Source organism: Aliinostoc sp. HNIBRCY26 (assembly GCF_050235535.1).
Lineage (GTDB): Bacteria > Cyanobacteriota > Cyanobacteriia > Cyanobacteriales > Nostocaceae > Trichormus.
Map to the genome: position 1 here is coordinate 1,634,326 of NZ_CP189852.1, position 18,594 is coordinate 1,652,919.

14 protein-coding genes, 1 tRNA gene and 1 riboswitch are annotated in these 18,594 nt (G+C 41.8%); of the genes, 8 read left to right on the forward strand and 7 right to left on the reverse strand.

Features of this window, described 5'->3' with window-relative positions:
- Positions 1-15: 15 nt before the first annotated feature.
- The 3 genes from ACQFX9_RS06820 to ACQFX9_RS06830 all read left to right on the forward strand — a co-directional run bounded on the left by ACQFX9_RS06820 (position 16) and on the right by ACQFX9_RS06830 (position 4,969).
- Positions 16-1,875, forward strand: a complete 1,860-nt coding sequence (locus ACQFX9_RS06820; protein ID WP_427161291.1) for an NAD(P)H-quinone oxidoreductase subunit F — start codon at positions 16-18, stop codon at positions 1,873-1,875.
- A gap of 173 nt (positions 1,876-2,048) precedes the next feature.
- Positions 2,049-3,560, forward strand: coding sequence for an NADH-quinone oxidoreductase subunit M (locus tag ACQFX9_RS06825; protein WP_427162816.1), 1,512 nt, complete (start codon positions 2,049-2,051; stop codon positions 3,558-3,560).
- A gap of 86 nt (positions 3,561-3,646) precedes the next feature.
- Positions 3,647-4,969 (forward strand): CO2 hydration protein, encoded by a 1,323-nt coding sequence (locus tag ACQFX9_RS06830; protein WP_427161293.1) that lies wholly within the window; start codon positions 3,647-3,649, stop codon positions 4,967-4,969.
- Positions 4,970-5,013: 44 nt separating this feature from the next.
- Here ACQFX9_RS06830 and vapC read toward each other — a convergent pair whose 3' ends face one another.
- The 5 genes from vapC to ACQFX9_RS06855 all read right to left on the reverse strand — a co-directional run bounded on the left by vapC (position 5,014) and on the right by ACQFX9_RS06855 (position 12,260).
- Positions 5,014-5,415, reverse strand: a complete 402-nt coding sequence (vapC, locus tag ACQFX9_RS06835) for a type II toxin-antitoxin system tRNA(fMet)-specific endonuclease VapC (RefSeq protein ID WP_427161295.1) — start codon at positions 5,413-5,415, stop codon at positions 5,014-5,016.
- Entirely contained in the window at positions 5,412-5,690 is a 279-nt protein-coding gene (locus ACQFX9_RS06840; protein WP_427161296.1) for a hypothetical protein, read from the reverse strand. The genes vapC and ACQFX9_RS06840 overlap by 4 nt, the downstream gene beginning before the upstream one ends.
- Positions 5,691-6,039: 349 nt before the next feature.
- Positions 6,040-7,428, reverse strand: coding sequence for a hypothetical protein (locus ACQFX9_RS06845; protein WP_427161297.1), 1,389 nt, complete (start codon positions 7,426-7,428; stop codon positions 6,040-6,042).
- Entirely contained in the window at positions 7,425-7,802 is a 378-nt protein-coding gene (locus tag ACQFX9_RS06850) for a hypothetical protein (protein WP_427161299.1), read from the reverse strand. Before ACQFX9_RS06850 ends, ACQFX9_RS06845 begins: the two co-directional genes overlap by 4 nt.
- Before the next feature lie 3 nt (positions 7,803-7,805).
- Complete coding sequence (locus tag ACQFX9_RS06855; RefSeq protein ID WP_427161301.1) at positions 7,806-12,260, reverse strand: CHAT domain-containing protein; 4,455 nt, start codon at positions 12,258-12,260, stop codon at positions 7,806-7,808.
- A gap of 104 nt (positions 12,261-12,364) precedes the next feature.
- Here ACQFX9_RS06855 and ACQFX9_RS06860 point away from each other — a divergent pair, with 104 nt between their 5' ends.
- Positions 12,365-12,592: a hypothetical protein gene (locus tag ACQFX9_RS06860; RefSeq protein WP_427161302.1), complete on the forward strand. Its 228-nt coding sequence runs from the start codon at positions 12,365-12,367 to the stop codon at positions 12,590-12,592.
- 99 nt (positions 12,593-12,691) lie between these two features.
- On the opposite strand, the gene ACQFX9_RS06865 is transcribed toward ACQFX9_RS06860, so the two are convergent.
- Both ACQFX9_RS06865 and ACQFX9_RS06870 read right to left on the reverse strand, forming a co-directional pair.
- Positions 12,692-13,060 (reverse strand): hypothetical protein, encoded by a 369-nt coding sequence (locus ACQFX9_RS06865; RefSeq protein WP_427161304.1) that lies wholly within the window; start codon positions 13,058-13,060, stop codon positions 12,692-12,694.
- Between the two features lie 722 nt (positions 13,061-13,782).
- Positions 13,783-13,855 (reverse strand) — tRNA-Val (locus tag ACQFX9_RS06870).
- A gap of 107 nt (positions 13,856-13,962) precedes the next feature.
- Between ACQFX9_RS06870 and ACQFX9_RS06875 the strand changes: the two genes are divergently transcribed.
- From ACQFX9_RS06875 to ACQFX9_RS06890, 4 genes are all read left to right on the forward strand, one after another.
- Positions 13,963-14,574 (forward strand): metal-binding protein, encoded by a 612-nt coding sequence (locus tag ACQFX9_RS06875; protein ID WP_103135859.1) that lies wholly within the window; start codon positions 13,963-13,965, stop codon positions 14,572-14,574.
- A complete protein-coding gene (gene mazG, locus ACQFX9_RS06880) occupies positions 14,549-15,388 on the forward strand; it encodes a nucleoside triphosphate pyrophosphohydrolase (protein ID WP_427161305.1) in 840 nt (279 codons plus the stop codon). Before ACQFX9_RS06875 ends, mazG begins: the two co-directional genes overlap by 26 nt.
- A gap of 45 nt (positions 15,389-15,433) precedes the next feature.
- Positions 15,434-15,576: riboswitch (cobalamin riboswitch) on the forward strand.
- A gap of 293 nt (positions 15,577-15,869) precedes the next feature.
- Entirely contained in the window at positions 15,870-16,280 is a 411-nt protein-coding gene (locus ACQFX9_RS06885) for a DUF1636 family protein (protein WP_427161306.1), read from the forward strand.
- 225 nt (positions 16,281-16,505) lie between these two features.
- Positions 16,506-18,563, forward strand: a complete 2,058-nt coding sequence (locus ACQFX9_RS06890; RefSeq protein ID WP_427161307.1) for a TonB-dependent receptor plug domain-containing protein — start codon at positions 16,506-16,508, stop codon at positions 18,561-18,563.
- The last annotated feature ends 31 nt before the right edge of the window (positions 18,564-18,594 follow it).

Sequence of the window (18,594 nt, forward strand, 5' to 3'; positions counted from 1 at the left end):
CCAGAGGTTAATTTCATGGCTCAGTTTCTACTAGAGACTGTTTGGCTAGTTCCGTGCTATGCCTTAATAGGTGGACTATTGGCTATTCCTTGGTCGCCGGGAATCATCCGCAGAACCGGGCCAAGACCAGCAGGTTATGTCAATTTAATCATGACATTTTTGGCGTTGGTTCATAGTGCGTTGGCACTACAAGCAACTTGGAATCAACCAGCCCAAGAAGTATTGATTCCTTGGCTATCAACCGCAGGGTTAAATTTAACTATTACTCTAGACATTTCCTCTGTAAGTGTCGGCGCAATGGTAGTAGTAACCTGCTTAAACTTTTTAGCCCAAATTTTTGCAATTGGTTACATGGAAATGGACTGGGGCTGGGGACGCTTCTATTCCCTTTTGGGATTATTTGAAGCGGGATTGTGCGCCTTGGCTCTGTGTAATAACCTATTTTTCAGCTATGTAGTTTTGGAAGTGCTGACCCTGGGAACATACCTATTGGTGGGTTTATGGTTTAGCCAACCCTTGGTAGTTACTGGTGCAAGAGACGCTTTCCTCACCAAACGGGTAGGAGACTTATTCTTGCTGATGGGAGTCTTGGGACTGTGGAGTCTCGCCGGAACTTGGAATTATGCGGATTTAGCCGAATGGGCTGCTACAGCTAAGGTAGACCCAACTGTAATGACATTGGTGGGTTTAGCTTTAGTAGCCGGGCCGATGGGTAAGTGCGCCCAGTTTCCTTTGCATTTGTGGTTAGATGAGGCCATGGAAGGCCCTGTCCCCAGCACAATTTTGCGGAACTCAGTCGTAGTTGCTACTGGTGCATGGATACTGATTAAACTACAGCCCGTGTTAACTTTATCACCTGTAGTTTCAGCTTTTATTGTGGCCATTGGTGCGGTGACAGCAATTGGTGCTTCCTTAATTGCGATCGCTCAAGTTGACATCAAACGTTGCTTATCTTATTCTGTCAGTGCTTACATGGGCTTAGTGTTCATTGCTGTAGGCACACAACAAGACGAAGCTGCATTATTATTGGTACTCACCCATGCTGTATCAGCCGCCTTATTAGTGATGAGTACCGGCGGAATTGTCTGGAACAGCATCACTCAAGATGTTACTCAACTTGGTGGCTTATGGTCACGCCGTCCCATTTCCGGTTTAGCCTTCATTGTCGGAACTTTGGGTTTAATTGGCTTTCCCCCCTTGGGTAGCTTTTGGGCTTTATTAAAATTAGCTGATGGCTTGTGGGGAAATTACCCTTGGTTAGTAGGAATTATCATCGCAGTTAACGCTTTAACAGCCGTCAGTTTAACAAGAGAATTCGGCTTAATTTTCGGTGGTAAAGCTAAACAAATGAGTGAGCGATCGCCGGAAGTTCATTGGCCAATGGTACTGCCAATGATGATTTTATTCGGCTTCGTTTTACATTTACCTTTGGTGTTACAAAGCTTTTCACTCCTACCTAGTTGGGCAACCTTAAATAAAGACGTGGCACTATTACTAATTTGGTCAAGTATTTTCGGTTGCAGTATTAGCGCAGTCATTTATTTAGGCAACATTCCCAAACCTGTCCGCCTACCTTGGAAGCCTTTACAAGATTTATTTGCTTACGACTTTTACACACCCAAACTCTATCGCATGACCATCATTTTCAGCGTTGCTCAACTTTCCAAATTCGCTGATATGGTTGACCGCTTTGTAGTAGATGGCATTGTTAACTTTGTCGGTTTATTTTCCCTATTAGGTGGCGAAGGTTTGAAATACAGCACCAACGGACAAACCCAATTTTATGCCTTTACTGTGTTACTAGGCGTAGGTGTCTTAGGCGCGTGGGTAACTTGGCCATACTGGGGAGTACAGTTCTTAAGTCTCATTTTTTAATTAGTGCTGAGTAATGAGTGCTGAGTAATGAGTAACGAGTGCTGTTAGCGGTAGCGCAGTATTTAGATGCTAAGAAAACTCTACCTTGTCTACCTCGTTCTCAGTCTCCAGTCCCCAATCCCCAGTCCCCAATCCCCAGTCCCCAATCCCCAACTACCAATCATCAAATTAATATGCTCAGTGTTTTAATTTGGATACCAATTATCAGTGCGATAATTATCGGGTTTCTCCCTGGTAAAGTCGTCCCAGCCAGTAAGGTGAGAATAGTTGCTTTAACCGTTACCGGTGTAGTCTTACTGTGGAATTTGTTTATTCTGCTGAAATTTGATATCAGCAATCCTGGGATGCAATTTCAAGAGTATTTACCTTGGAATGAAACCTTGGGTTTGAGTTATCAACTAGGTGTAGATGGCTTATCAATTTTAATGTTGATTCTCAATAGCCTGCTTACCTGGATTGCGATTTACAGCAGCAGTAAAGATACCGAACGCCCCAGACTTTTTTACTCGATGATTCTATTAGTCAGTGGTGGCGTTGCTGGGGCATTTTTAGCTGAGAACTTATTACTGTTCTTCCTGTTTTACGAACTAGAATTAATCCCCTTTTATCTTTTAATTTCGATTTGGGGAGGGGAAAAACGGGCTTATGCAGGTATCAAGTTCTTAATCTACACTGCTGTTTCCGGTGCTTTAATTCTCGCCACCTTCTTAGGTATGGTATTCCTGACTGGTTCTACCAGCTTCTCGTTTGATGCCGTATCTACACAAACTCTCTCCGCAGGTTTACAATTCATCCTCCTAGCTGGCATTATCTTAGGTTTTGGGATCAAAATTCCCCTCGTTCCCTTCCACACTTGGCTACCTGATGCTTATGTAGAAGCTTCCGCACCCATTGCTATTTTGTTGGGTGGTGTGTTGGCGAAGTTGGGAACTTATGGACTGTTACGGTTTGGTATGGGAATGTTTCCCCAAGCTTGGAGTGTTGTTGCACCAACCTTAGCTATTTGGGGGGCAGTTAGTGCCATCTATGGGGCAGTAATTGCGATCGCGCAAAAAGATATCAAGCGCATGGTAGCATACAGCTCTATCGGTCACATGGGCTATGTGTTGCTAGCTAGTGCCTCCAGCACAGCTTTAGCACTAGTGGGCGCAGTTTCTCAGATGTTCAGCCACGGTTTAATTCTGGCAATTCTTTTCCACCTAGTCGGCGTTGTGGAAGCAAAAGTTGGTACTAGAGAATTAGATAAACTCAATGGTTTGATGAGTCCCATTCGGGGTTTACCCTTAATTAGCGCGCTACTAGTTCTCAGTGGTATGGCAAGTGCCGGGATTCCTGGTTTAATCGGATTTATCTCAGAATTTATTGTCTTTCAAGGTAGTTTCTCCGCTTTCCCCATCTCCACACTTTTGTGCGTCGCCTCTAGCGGCTTAACAGCAGTGTACTTTGTCATTCTTCTCAACCGTACCTGCTTTGGCAAATTGGATAATAACCAAGCTTACTATCCCAAAGTTTTATGGTCTGAGAAAATGCCCGCCTTAATTTTGGCATCCCTCATCATCTTTTTAGGCATCCAACCCACTTGGTTAGTCCGTTGGAGTGAACCCACGACTACAGCAATGGTTGCCACAATTCCTGCGCTGGAAAAAACCATAACTTCCCAAGTAGCTTTAAAACCAGGGGTATAGGGGTGTGAGGGTGTAAGGGAATACCCAATCCCCAATCCCCAATCCCCAGTCCCCATTCCCAAATCCCCAATCCCCAACCCCCAACTATGGTACAAACCCCAGAAAAACCCGTTACCAAAATTCCCCCTTCCCGCCACGAATTTGCGGATATCATCTATCGCTTAGAAGCTGGCGGTTCGATGTTACCCGATACGCCAGAAAATTTAATGCAAATTATCGGTATCTACAAAGCCTATGCTGTACCGATGGATTTTTACTGGCGTGACTTACTTTATATCGCCGAACAAGTCTTTTTAGATCCCTTTCCCTTCTTTAAATACTTTATTTCCCAAGAATATTTAGATAGACATAATCATTACGCTGGGGACGACGCTGATTTAAGAATTTGGCGCGGTGAAGCCACAGCACACCCAGAACTATTGGCATTTATGGACAGGGGTGAAACCTTCAAAATGCCAAAACTATTGCATCATTTACTGCACGATCGCGTCAATATGGAATTTGCCGAAGCCTGTATGCGGGCTATGTTGTGGCATCGTCATATGTACGCGCCCGTTAACCAATTTGATGCTTACCTCGACTCGGAAGAATACAAAGCTAACGCCGATAGGGCAATTAAAGCTTACTTTCAAGGCAACCCCTTAATGTTGGGACTTTACAAACTGTTCCCCGATATGTTCTTGGAACAGTGCCGTCAAATGTCCTATTACGCCAACCTGGGTTTATTCTGGGAAGTCATGGCACCGGTATTTTTTGAGATGTCGGATATCTATGATGAAGGTGGCTTTAAAGGCGTTCCCGATGCCATGAACTTTTTAGTCAATGGGATATTTGCGATCGCTGGTCGTCCGATTTACCATCATGTGTATATCCGTGGTGAATGTTACGAAATCATCCCCAAATCTAAAGGTTTCACTTGGCTATACGAAGCAGCATTACCCTACGTAGAGGCTGTATTTTACCGCACAGCCCCCTTTAGAGGCACAAAATCCTATAACGCCCAAGCAGGTCAAGTCCCCGATGACCAGAAGGATTTCCACTACGGCATTCTTTACGCTGACGTATTCCCCGTTGGTACAGCCGGGATTCCACCGACATTGTTGATGCAAGATATGTTGCATTTTTTACCCCAATATTTGGTTGATTATTATCAACAACATTGTCGGGGTGAGGAAGATATGCTGATTCAGTTGGGGATTAGTTTCCAGCGTTCCATGTACAATGTTACCTCTGCGGTAATTCAGGCATTGCGGACTGCTTTGTTATATCCCTTAGACGATCCCAACCCCAAGCATTTGCAAGCTAACCGCGAGTTTTTTGAAGCGCAACTCGGCCGCTTTGCTCGTCCTGAATATGGTATGCGTGATGCGGCGCGTCTGCGAGACATCCAGCGTCAAGATTATCGCTAGAACTAAAGTTAGAGACACGGAAATCGTGTCTCTACTCAAAAGCCCTATATCTCCCAATCCTCAATCAACAAGTGATTAATGCGTTGAAATTCTCTTGTGTTATGGGTGATGAGGGTTAAGTTATTGGAGAGTGCGATCGCCGCAATTTGTAAATCATACGCTCCAATCGGAGTACCTAATACTTCTAGTTGAGATCGAATTGTGCCAAATGTTGTTGCTGCTAAATCGTCAAAAGGTAGTGATATAAATTGAGCTAAAAATTGCATTTGTAATGTAAGGTTACGTTGTGGATTGGCACTTTTCATTGCTCCATAAAATAGTTCGGCTTTGACGATTGAGCAAACTGCAATATCTTTAGTAGAAGTAGATTCTAATTTCTGTTTTAAAGTGGAATTTTTACCCCGCATATAAATAATGCAGGTGTTAGTATCGAGGAGGAATTTCACAGGATTGGTTCGCGTTCTGTTTGTTGTCCTTGGGGATGGCGGAAGAATGTTTCATCTTGGATACATCCATAAAATTGAGGCTGGGGATATTCGATGATCTCAAGTTCTCCGCGTAATTCAGCCGCGAGTGATTGACGGAATAATTCTGAGATTTTGCTTAGTTGATGGATGTTGTTATTTTGTGTAGTCAGACTTTGTGCCAAGATTTGAATAATATACAGTTTATCGTCAGGTGAAAGGTGAAGGAGTTGTTGTTCGAGTTCTGGAGCAACCATAATGAGGCTTAAGAGGAGGATAATTTCATTTTAATCCTTGTTTTAGCCAAAACGATTTGCAAGCGATGTCTGCGACAGGCTTTCCTGCGGAACGCTTCGCGAACGCCTAATACCAATTCACAATTCGCAATTCGCAATTCGCAATTCGCAATTCGCAATTAAAAAACTTAGATGCGGTAAAACTTTCAGGGTTTACATCTGTATCAGGTTTTTCGTGAAATGGTATAAGCATCTGTAGTAGAACTAGATGCAGACAGGTTAGCTCAAATGCTGCCGTCTCTGGGAGTAAGAATGCAGTATGAGCCAATTCGCTTTTGTGGTGCTTGCTCTAGGTGAGGATAACTGAATCTTAACGCCACTTACGTTTAGTAAACCACCACGCTATCCACCAAAAACAGGCTGTAGCTAGAAAACTCCACAACAAGGATGATACTAAAGGGTGAATTGGGTACTTGAAATTAATTGGTGCGAATGGTTTATCTATGTGTCTGGTAACAACACCAGAAACTATTGCACCGCCACCAAAGGCTATACCTAATACTTGGATGGTGCGTTCTAAAGAGCGATCGCTTTCTGCTTGTTGTGTTTCTACTACACTCCGAATTGTATCAACTAATTGTCCAAATATTTCTTTACCTGGAGCAAGATAGTTAATATCTGTTTGAATTTGTTGTTGCCATTTTTGACATTCTTTGTTGAAAAAATCTTCCCAAGATAGGGGACTATTGTTGTTATTAATGGCTTTAATGTTATCTAAGCAGATTTTATAATTAGTAATGTTAGTAGTAATTGCTGTGTTGTGTGTTTCTAAATATTGACAACATCTGGTGTAGTCTAAGTTTGTTTGCGGAACTTGAGATATTAAGCTTTTTAACGCAGATAAATTTGGTTGATTTGCAGTTATCAGACTGTTAAATTGTTGGATTTTATTTTCTAAATCGCTGTAAATTTTTCTCCCTTCTCCATAGCGTTGACGCGCTAGTTGATAAATGTAAAGGATTTTGTGGTAGCTACAAAATAAATCTCGCACCCAGTTATAGGCTGATTCTGCAAGCATTCCTGTTGCTGCTTGACTATTATTGATAACTATTAAAATCTGACACTGTTTAGCAGAATTATCTGGTGCATTGGTATCAAGTGCTTGGTATTCAAATAATAAACTCTCAAACAATTCTTCCTTGTGCATTAATGTCGGAGAATTTAAGTTAGTTCCTGCTACTAAGGCTATGGCAATTTTTTGTGCTAAAGTGTCACAGTCTTCACTGGGTTCTACTTCTCCATAAACTGATAATGTTTGTCCTAATGATGCTTGAATATTAGCGGGTAATAAAGATTGGGGTTGAAAATGTTGCAGTTGGGGAATGTCTATTTCGGTATTTGGTAATTCGGGAAATAAGGTTAAATCAACAGCGTAGGTGTCGTTAAGTAGAAATGGCTGGAGATTAGCGTTAATATTAAATCCGGCTGGGGTGGGGAGACTACCTAAGTCTAAATCTTTTCCTGAAATGCTTAACCATTCACTTTTGATGGCTGTTTCTTGCTGGGGTGTGTATACACCATGATGATAAGAAACTAATTTTGAGCGCAAATCTTTTAAGTCAGGAAAGGGAAGGGTATTCTCTCCCAGTTTCACCAAATTTTCCCATAATAAATGAGCATCTGCCACAACTTCATCAGGAAGATGGGTGAGGGTGTGGCGGAGATGAAAGGCGTAGAGACTGAGGCTAAAATTCTTCACTGTGTTGGTTGAGATTTTTGCTTGTCTGATAAAGGCGCGTTGTGTTTAATAGCATTGTCTAACAATTCTTTTGATGATGGGCTAGGTTTATCTGGTGGTGTTTGTGATTTACTCTTAGCTATCCATAATTTTTTATCTTCATTAATAGAAGATGGTTTAGTGATTATTTCGAGGTTTTGGGTGTAAGCTGCTAACAGTTGACTACGAGATGCTGCTTGTAACCATTGTTCTAATATTTCGGCGATTTCCTCATCGTCATCTTCTGGGAAATTGCTATGTATTTGTTGTAATTCTTCCCAGTCTGGTGGAGAAATTAACTGTGATTGGGAATTAAGTATTTGAATAAAGGCTTGGATGCTATTTTCAGATGACATTTGTTAAACTCCTTTACCTGTGTGATAAAAAGCAGCCCAATAAAAAGGTGACTCAAAGGGTTGTGTAGATTCTCCTTTGTCTTTGGCAATTTCAGTAAAGTATTTATCTATTAATTTCTGCCAAGATATACTTAATGATGATTTAGGTAGCCAATCTTGAAAGCCTTTGGTTGTTGTATTTCTTAACCAACGTTGTGCTGCGTTTAGAGCTAATACAATATTAGTTTGCTGCTGTAGTTCTTCATAAAATTTAATCATGAATAAGGCTGTAGCTGTAGCACTGACAGTCCAAAGGCTGCTGACTACATTGGTGCTACCTGCTAACAAAAAGCCACTGGGTAAACCTATGTATTCGTCACTGGTGTTTTTGGAATCTATCATCCCAGTTTCGCAGGCTGAAAGGGTGACTAAGCGACAGTTCTCTAATTTGAAGTGAGCGATGATCTCTGTTAAAGTTAGGTTCGTGTCGGCTAATTGTAAGCCGGAATCTAGGGGAGAGTTAGGGCTAAATTCGCCGTGACAAAAGAAAAAGATGCTGCTAGCTTGGCGTAATTCTGGGTTTAGAGTGGTGTGCTGATTTTCATCAACATAGAGAATTGCTGATTTGTTGGCTTTGGCTTGTTTGATAATATGAGCTTGAGTAAACTTCTTTTTAATGACGTTGACTGCACCTAAGTCTTTTTCGTAGTCTTCATATAAATCTGCTGTGGGGTTCTGCACAGCAAATAAATATTTTAATAATGATTGAGATTCAGGATGTTGACGCAGTTGCAGTTGTTGTAAGATTTGACAACTAGGTGCATAGCTTACGCCTTTGGGGAATAAGTCAATTAAGTATGATGATTTGACTGGTAAAGCATGGAGAGGGAATAGGTGCAAAAAGCGATGAGGAATAAGGATTAATCTTTGGCATTGTTCGGAGATGTGGTCTAATATTTCTTCAATGTGCAGGATTTCTGCTAACTTGTTCAGGCGTGTTTCTAGTTGGTTCTGCCATTTATCATTGATTTCTTGCCTATATTCATCGTAGTCGCCTAGATATTCATTTATCCAGTTGATTAAAGCATCTAAATCTTCTGATTGTGATTGCCAAACTGTCAATTGTTGTCCATGAGGTTGGATGATAAATGTGAGAATTGTATCTGTGGCAATGTACCATTGTATAACTGCTGTATTTGCATCTAAAGTTTCTGGGAATTTATCAAACTTGAAACTAGAACCAACAGGCAAATATTTATCTTGTAAATTGTTACGTTGCTGTCGTAATTCTTGAAGACGTTTTGCTAAGTCTTGAGGATTTTCCGCTTGACCATGTTGGATTTGATATTGTCCTACTGCTATTTCATCTCTGTAGGTTTCTAGTTGACTCAAAACATCTGGGGGGAAGATGGTTTTAGCGTCACGTTCCAGGATTTGCTCAACTAAACTGCGAGTTTTACTTCGTTCAGCATATTCAATTGCTTCGGTAATCTTATTTAATTGCAAACAAACTTCTACTATGCGGCTATAAACTTGGTTAAAATTCTCCGCTTGTTTGCGTTTGCTTTCTTCGCCAGATACTATCTCTTCTCGTAAAGATTCTACTGTGTCAATGGCAGACTTAAAAGTATTGTATGCTAAATCAAACCGATTTACATCTTGGTAAGTAATTGCAAGTCCGAACAAAATTCCTACCCAATCTTGAGGCAAAGCTTCTCTGGTGAAGACAGTTAAAGCCGCAGTATGAGCCGCGATCGCATTTTCGATGTTCTCTGCTCTGTCTCCTTTGATTCTCTCCCTGTAGGCATTTGCGAGATTATTTTGCGTCATTGCCCAATTTTGAGGCAAAGCTTCTCTAGTGTAGGCATTTAAAGCAGCAGTGTATGCAGCGATCGCATTTTCGATGTTCTCTGCCTTGTCTCCTTTAATTCTATTACTGTAGGCAACTGCGAGATTATTTTGCGTATCTGCCCAATCTTGAGGCAAAGCTTCTTTGGTTCTGACACTTAAAGCAGCAGTATATGCAGCGATCGCCATTTCAATGTTATCTGCGCTGTCTTCTTTGATTCTCTCCCTGTAGGCATTTGCGAGATTATTTTGCGTCATTGCCCAATCTTGAGGCAAAGCTTCTTTGGTGTAGACAGTTAAAGCCGCAGTAGAAGCCACGATGGCATTTTCGATGTTCTCTGCCCTGTCTCCTTTTATTCGCCGCCTGTAGGCAACTGCGAGATTATTTTGCGTCATTGCCCAATCAATAGGCAAAGCTTCTCTGGTTCTGAAAGTTAAAGCAGCAGTAAAAGCTGCGATCGCCATTTCGAGGTTCTCTGCCCTGTCTCCTTTAATTCTATTGCTGTAGGCAACTGCGAGATTATTTTGCGTCATTGCCCAATCTTGAGGCAAAGTCTCTCTGGTGTAGACAGTTAAAGCAGCAGTAAAAGCTGCGATCGCCATTTCGAGGTTCTCTGCCCTGTCGCCTTTAATTCTATTGCTGTAGGCAGCCGCAAGATTATTTTGCGTCATTGCCCAATCAATAGGCAAAGCCTCTCTGGTGTAGACAGTTAAAGCCGCAGTATAAGCAGCGATCGCCATTTCGAGGTTCTCTGCCCTGTCGCCTTTAATTCTATTGCTGTAGGCAGCCGCAAGATTATTTTGCGTCATTGCCCAATCAATAGGCAAAGTCTCTCTGGTGTAGACAGTTAAAGCCGCAGTAGAAGACGCGATGGCATTTTCGATGTTCTCTGCCCTGTCTCCTTTTATTCGCTGCCTGTAGGCAACTGCGAGATTATCTTGCGTCATTGCCCAATCAATAGGCAAAGTCTTTCTGGTGTAGACAGTTAAAGCCGCAGTATAAGCAGCGATCGCCATTTCAATGTTCTCTGCCCTATCTCCTTTGATTCTATCGCTGTAGGCAAGTCCGAGATTATTTTGCGTCATTGCCCAATCAATAGGCAAAGTCTCTCTGGTGTAGACAGTTAAAGCCGCAGTAGAAGACGCGATGGCATTTTCGATGTTCTCTGCCCTGTCTCCTTCTATTCGCTGCCTGTAGGCAACTGCGAGATTATCTTGCGTCATTGCCCAATCAATAGGCAAAGCTTCTCTGGTGTAGACAGTTAAAGCCGCAGTATAAGCAGCGATCGCCATTTCAATGTTCTCTGCCCTGTCTCCTTTGATTCTATCGCTGTAGGCAAGTCCGAGATTATTTTGCGTCATTGCCCAATCAATAGGCAAAGCCTCTCTGGTGTAGACAGTTAAAGCCGCAGTAGAAGACGCGATGGCATTTTCGATGTTCTCTGCCCTGTCTCCTTTTATTCGCTGCCTGTAGGCAACTGCGAGATTATCTTGCGTCATTGCCCAATCAATAGGCAAAGCTTCTCTGGTTCTGACACTTAAAGCAGCAGTATATGCAGCGATCGCTTTTTCGATGTTATCTGCTCTGTTGCCTTTGATTCTATTGCTGTAGGCAACAGCGAGATTATTTTGTGTTGCTGCCCAATCAATAGGCAAAGCTTCTTTGGTGTAAACAGTTAAAGCCGCAGTAGAAGCCGCGATCGCCATTTCGAGGTTATCTGCCCTGTCGCCTTTGATTCTATTGCTGTAGGCAGCCGCCAGATTATTTTGCGTCATTGCCCAATCTTGAGGCAAAGCTTCTCTGTTTCTGACACTTAAAGCAGCAGTATATGCAGCGATCGCTTTTTCGATGTTATCTGCTCTGTCGCCTTTGATTCTATTGCTGTAGGCAACAGCGAGATTATTTTGTGTTGCTGCCCAATCAATAGGCAAAGCTTCTTTGGTGTAGACAGTTAAAGCCGCAGTAGAAGACGCGATGGCATTTTCGATGTTCTCTGCCCTGTCTCCTTTTATTCGCTGCCTGTAGGCAACAGCAAGATTATTTTGCGTCATTGCCCAATCAATAGGGAAAGCTTCTTTGGTGTAGACAGTTAAAGCGATTTCATAGCCACTTATGGCAATTTCCATATTGCTGGCTTTGTCACCCAAGGCGAATTGTAGAATGAGATTGCTAAAATTGCCAATAACTGCTGTCAAAGATTCCGCTTCATCTGCTTTCGCTTCCCCCAATCTATTTGTCCCCCAACGACGTAGTATTTCTGCAAACACTCCATCAAGTTTGTCTGTATTCTTTGCCAGCAAAGGGTAAACTACCTGGGAATCACCTTTACTTTGTTCGGTTGCTTTTAACGTTTGGTCTAAAAAACTAAAATATTCTTTTTCTGTGGCAGTTAATGATAATTCAAATTCACGATAAACCCCAAGCTGCTGTCTTACTATATTCATTAAATGGTTAGCTTGGTCTAATTCGCCTCGGCTTAATAGATTACTTGCTATTTCCAACATCTTCTGCACAGAGCCAGCATCAAGTAAATCTTGGTGTGCAGCTAAAATCTCTGATTCTTCACCACTGGGGGCATCCAACAGACTGCGAATGAGGTTGAGATAGGCTTGCTGACGCTGTTCGTTCATGAGTGAGGGCTTGAGAGGCAACATAATCAAGAGAAAAATTCAACGCCAACGCCCTTAATTCCAGAAAAGTGTAGAATTTCATCACAGGTGATGTGTTTCTGACGATGCAAGAATCTCATGAAAGAAAAAGTCATAGAAAGGTAAAAGTTATGTGGGAAGATCCAATTATTGAAGAAGTTTATCAAGCTAGACAAGCTCATTCAAATCAATTTAACAATGACTTACAAACAATTTATCAAGATTTAAAAGCACAAGAAAGAAAAAGCAAGAGAAAATTTGTTTCTTATCTTCCAAAGTTATTGAAAGATGTTTCTTTATTGCATAAGACTTAATAGACATAGGAGTGAAAATCAATGTAGAGAGGTAGCATTGCTACCTCTCTACAAAGGTTTCGGGTAACGCAAAATTAATTTCTACCAGATGTCTAACAACTAACTCACAGCCTCAACTAACTTTTTACGACTAGGGCGTTTACGCTCTGATTTTTTCTTGAATCCTACAGCTTGAGCCTGATTACTATCTGAGCCATACTGTCCCCGTACAACTTCTTTCATGGCTAACACCGCATTGTGAAATTCCCACTCCGCTAATCGAGCCGCATCAGACGCAGCACGGTATAAGGTTAGTTTCTCCACCTCGGCTTTTTGAGCATTTAACATCGCTTCGTAAGCTGCCGCTAATTTGCTTGTGGAAGCATCATCTCGACTGGTTTGATAATCAGTAATAGTTTGCAAACCGTGAAATGAATTAATATCTTGATCAATGTTAGAAGGCGTAAGACGGCGGTTTGTGTTTTGCATGGCTGTTAAGATATCCGTAGTGGACTATATATTTAGCGTGTCAATTTAAACCTAAAATCGCTTGAGAAAATACACGGAATTAACGCGATGAGCAACTTAATTTTTGCCACACTTTTCCAAAAACATAAAACAGCCACTCTCCGAGTACCTCTTATACCGTTTCACTAAAAATTCGGGCGTTGCATAAATGCGGGATGAATTCAGCCTTTTTAGCAAATTGAACTATCGATTTTTCGCGCCTTTGCGCCTACTCTGCGGGTTCCGCTTTAGCGGTATGCGCGAAACAAAAAACATCCCACTAATCAGCAATGCCAAAATTCGATGCAGATGTAAATTTGGTTGACGCAAATAAACCCAACACCAATATCTATGTTGAGTTAACGAGATTTATGTTACGCAATACATTGTGAATGCAAGACGCTACATCGTGAATGTAAAGCAATAAATTGCGAATGTAAGACAATACATCGTAAATGCAAGACGATACATTACTAATGTAGGCAATTACATTTTAGGTAGAGCTATGGCAGTTAAAAATTGCAACTGTAACAAAGCGATGCGTGCTGCTGGCTGAATTTAAGTATTTGTGGTTTTGCGGTTCATTGACTCTAGTGCTGTCTAGTTAGAACGAGAGGTATTGCTCAAGTCTTTGTCGCTCGTTCCAATTTTGCCAAAATTCGCCTAAAATTGAAAAAGCCGCTCTAATAGCGGCTTTGGGTGTATGGGCAGTACCAGACTCGAACTGATGACATCCTGCTTGTAAGGCAGGCGCTCTACCAACTGAGCTAACCGCCCGTTTGCGCTTTTCGTTTTGCGCTCACAATTAAATAATATAGCAAAATATTTTTAATCGCGCTAGTATTTTGGAGAAATTTTTTTAAATATTTTTTGAGAACCTGTAAATGCCTTCTGGTGGAACGCACGATCGCATTACTTTATGGGCGTTGCCAGTGGTGGCGGGTGTGACTTTCTGGCAGACTCGTAGTGGCAATGTCACTTTGTTGGTGGCTGGTGGGTTTATGTTTGGCGGTTTGATGTTCGGCCCCGACTTAGATATTTACTCCCGTCAATACCAACGCTGGGGTTTTCTGCGCTGGATTTGGCTACCTTATCAAAAGAGTCTCCGCCATCGTTCTTTTTTATCCCACGGGCCGATTATTGGCACAACTCTCAGGGTAGTTTATCTCAGCAGCATCATGGCAATCTTGGCGATGGTGATGGTGGCTATAGCTGAGAAATTATGGAATATCACAGTTTCTTGGCAAGATATAGAAGGGACTGTGGGGCGATCGCTATCTAGTTACGCGACAGAATGTCTGGCGTTATTTTTGGGTTTAGAATTGGGTGCAATGAGCCATTCTCTCAGCGATTGGGGCGGTTCGGCTTACAAACGGTTTCGCAAGCAAGGACTCCAGGGAATACTTCCTAGTGGCAAAATTAAGAAACGTAAAGTTACGCGTCGCAGAGTCAGCAAGGGAGTAAAAGTCAATGACAAAGGACAAAGAACAAAATAATGCAGAAACATTGGCGGCGTTGCAAGAGTTAATTGATGTGGTAGCGAAATTGCGATCGCCTGATGGGGGTTGTCCTTGGGATTTGGCGCAAACTCCTGAAACTCTCATACCTTACGTGATTGAGGAAGCCTATGAGGTTGTAGATGCCATTAAAAATGGCACACAAGCAGAAATCACCGAAGAATTAGGGGATTTACTCTTACAGGTAGTCTTACAAGCGCAAATTGCTAGCGAATCGAGTCAATTTTCCCTACAAGATGTTGCCCAAGGTATTGCCCAAAAGTTAATTCGCCGTCATCCTCATGTATTTGGTGATGTGTCGGTACAGAATGCAGAGGAAGTCCGACAAAATTGGGAACAAATCAAAGCCACAGAAAAAGGCGAAGCTTCCCCAGACAGTCAAAAACTCAGTACCAAACTCAGTCGTTACGGACGGACTCTTCCTCCACTCACCGCCGCCATGAAGATTTCCCAAAAAGCGGCGGCGGTTGGTTTTGAGTGGGAAAATATTGATGGAGTGTGGGCAAAGTTCCATGAGGAGTTACAGGAATTTCAACAAGCTTTAGCAGCAGAAACACCAGAACGCCAACAAGCCGAATTAGGTGATTTACTCTTTGCTGTCATTCAGTTAGCCCGTTGGTATAATCTCGATCTCAGTGCAGCTTTACAAGGTACAAATCAACGATTTGTCCAACGTTTGCAAAAAATGGAAGCAGTAGTTAACCGTCCCTTATCTGATTACAGTTTGGATGAGTTAGAAGCTTTATGGCAACAAGCTAAAGCCCAAATAGCCAAAGAGAGTAATCAAGAGTAGAGAATTTCTGTATTGACTGCAATTTAGCTCATAACTGTGGTATCATCTAGCCACAAGCAACTCGGTTCTGGTGGGGAACAGCCATCAGAGGTAACGGGGAAAGCCCGGTGTGAATCCGGCACTGTCCCGCAGCTGTAATGAAGCGAACGCTTCAAAGTCAGAATGCCCGCCGAAATGATCACCAACTCCCATCTGCGAGGTACAGATGAATAACTTCACTCATACTCTCTTCATTAAGAAGTGTAAATTTCTCATAGTTGCAAACCCAAGCCACGCGATCGCAATTTCTATGAGATTGTAGACTTTTCCCTACAAATATCAATACTGACACAAGGTTATAGATACAAGCCTGAAAACCATTTGTATAACCGTGCCTTTTACATATTTACATAATCTCTAGCCAGGTTTGCGCCTGTAATTCTCGCAAACCCAGAGATTCTGGCGTGTATTTCTTGTCTTCATCAGCAATGTTTCAAAATTAATGAACAACAAACAACATACTTTATTCGTCTGCACAACCTGCGCTAGTGTGTGGCAAGATGGCAAGCGGGTTGGTGAAAGTGGCGGACAGCAGCTATTACAACAACTACAACAACTTGCACAAACTTGGGAATTGCAAAATCAATTCTCCATTCAAGGTGTTGAATGTATGAGTGCTTGCAGTCATGCTTGCGTTGTCGCCTTCCAAGCCGAAGCGAAACTCACCTATCTTTTTGGCAATTTAGCAGTTGATGGTAGTGCATCCGCCATCTTGCAATGTGCCACTCAATACTATACCAAACCAGATGGTTTACTACCTTGGTCAGAGCGTCCAGAAGCTTTAAAAAGAGGCATCTTAGCCAAAATTCCACCCCTCAGTAAATGGACAAAATTACATCGTAATTGCTGTTAATCCAACACCAGTAGTTAATCAAGTTCGTAGTAAGGACTTTAGTCCTCAAAACTCCCAGCACTAAAGTGCTTACTACAAGCTGAGAAACTAGCTTGCAAATTGTACTCCAAGCATAATAATAATAATCATTATCAAAGTTGCCTCCTGGCTGAGAGTTTTTGCAAAAAACCTCAAATCTTTAGTGACAACAAAATTTTTTAGTTATACAGGTGGCTGAAATTACTAATGCGTAATCAATTTATCGCCAGATGGGGAACTCAACTTATCATCTCTAGCGTGAGTATCACCGCAGGGATGCTGTGGGGAAATTCCAGCATCATCGCTACAGAAACTGCACAGGCAGAAGAACAAGAACCAGATATTGAACTGACAGTTATTGACAAACTCCTCAATGAACCTGTGTTTTCCCCCTTTCGTCGGGAAGGAACAGTCAAAGATTCCACACGTCCGGTGTATGTCATCACTGGCGAAGAAATGGAGGCGCAAGGTGCAAGAACCGTCAAAGAAGCACTGCGATTTCTTCCTGGTATTTTAGGTGACGGTACAGTTGGGACAGAAGTAAATGCTTTAAGTGGTCAATTTATTCGCGGTTCTAATACCGGACAAGTTTTAATTTTATTGGATGGTAGACCAATTAATAATTTAGGCGGTGGTGGTTTCGATTTATCAGAATTTACCACTAATAATATTGAAAGAGTTGAAGTATTACCCGGAGGTGGTTCAACACTTTATGGTTCAGACGCAATAGGTGGGGTAATTAATATTGTTACCCGTCGTCCTACAGAGCAAATTACCACAGAAACCAAAGTTAATTTCGGTTCCTATGGACTCAACCAACAAAGCATTCAAAATAGTGGAAAATCCGGTGATATATCTTGGGTAGTTGGATATAGCCGGACTCAAGCACAAAATAATTATCGCTTTCGTATTCCTGAAGCTAACTTTGAGGGAACAAGAACGAATAATGACGCACTCTTTAATAACTTTAATGTCAAATTAGAGGCAAATTTAGGTAAACGCAACACCTTAACCCTCTCCACCTTATATTTAGGGAAAGAACAGGGAGTACCAGGAGGTGTACCCATTCCTCTCCCCCAATTTGGACAGGGATTTTTTAACTCTCTGACTGACAATAATCGCAAATACACAGACCAAGTTCTTACAGATTTAACCTGGAACTCCAAATTAGGAAGCGGCGATGATTCACTTTTAACAGCGAGAGTTTATGCTGACTTTCTCAACACTCGTTTTGATAATCGTAGCGGTACAATTACATCTCAAAACCGCTTTGATACTAAACAGGATTCCTATGGTATTCAAGTTACCCATAATTGGAATGTTGCCAAGAACCAGACTTTAGTTTATGGCTTTGATTACCGCAATACCAATGTGCAGAACACTACATTTAATTATGGTACAAACATCACCAGAGAAAATTATGATGATGCCATAGGTCAAGGGGCAATTTTTGGGAGATATGAAATTAACTTTTCTCCTAGTTTTAGTATGAATTTAGGAGTAAGGCAAGATTTTAGTAGTTTGGTGAATGGTTCATTTACATCGCCATCAGTAGGGGCAAAATTTGCAGTTTCAGATGCAACTACAATCCGAGCTAACTATATCAGAAACTTCCGTGCGCCGACGATCGCCAATTTATTTAATAATAATCCTACTAATATTGGTAATCCTGACCTCAAGCCAGAACAAGGAGATAGTTTTGATGTGGGGATTGACCAAAAATTAGGGAATATTGGCTTGTTGAGGTTGACATTTTTCAGTAACCGTGTTTCTGATACAATTGCTTTTAAAAGACTCACGCCGCCTGTAAATGGCAATACAGGGACTTGGGAAAATATCGGGTTAGTACAAACTACGGGAATTGAAGCTTCGTTAAATTTACAACTAGCGAGAAATGTCTATGCTTTTGTTAATTATACAGCAAATGATCCGCGTATTTTAGAAAGTGCTAATCCGGCGGAGGTTGATAAGGAGTTAAGGTTTGCAGGTGCGGATAAATTAAATTTGGGTGTGTCTTATGAAAATCTTCAAGGTTGGTATTTTGGTGTGTTGATGAATTCTTTAAATGGGTATCCAACTAATAATATTAATACAGAGTTTCTTTCGGGTTATACGACTTTTGATTTAAAGATGCGTGTGCCGATTAGTGATAGTTTAATTTTAACTGGGAGTTTGGATAATCTGTTGGATCAGCGTTATCAGTTGTTTCCTGGTTATCCTGATGGGGGGAGGGTTTTTCAGGTTGGGTTGGGTTCTCGGTTTTAAAGAGTTTTTCACGCAGAGGCGCACGAGGCAA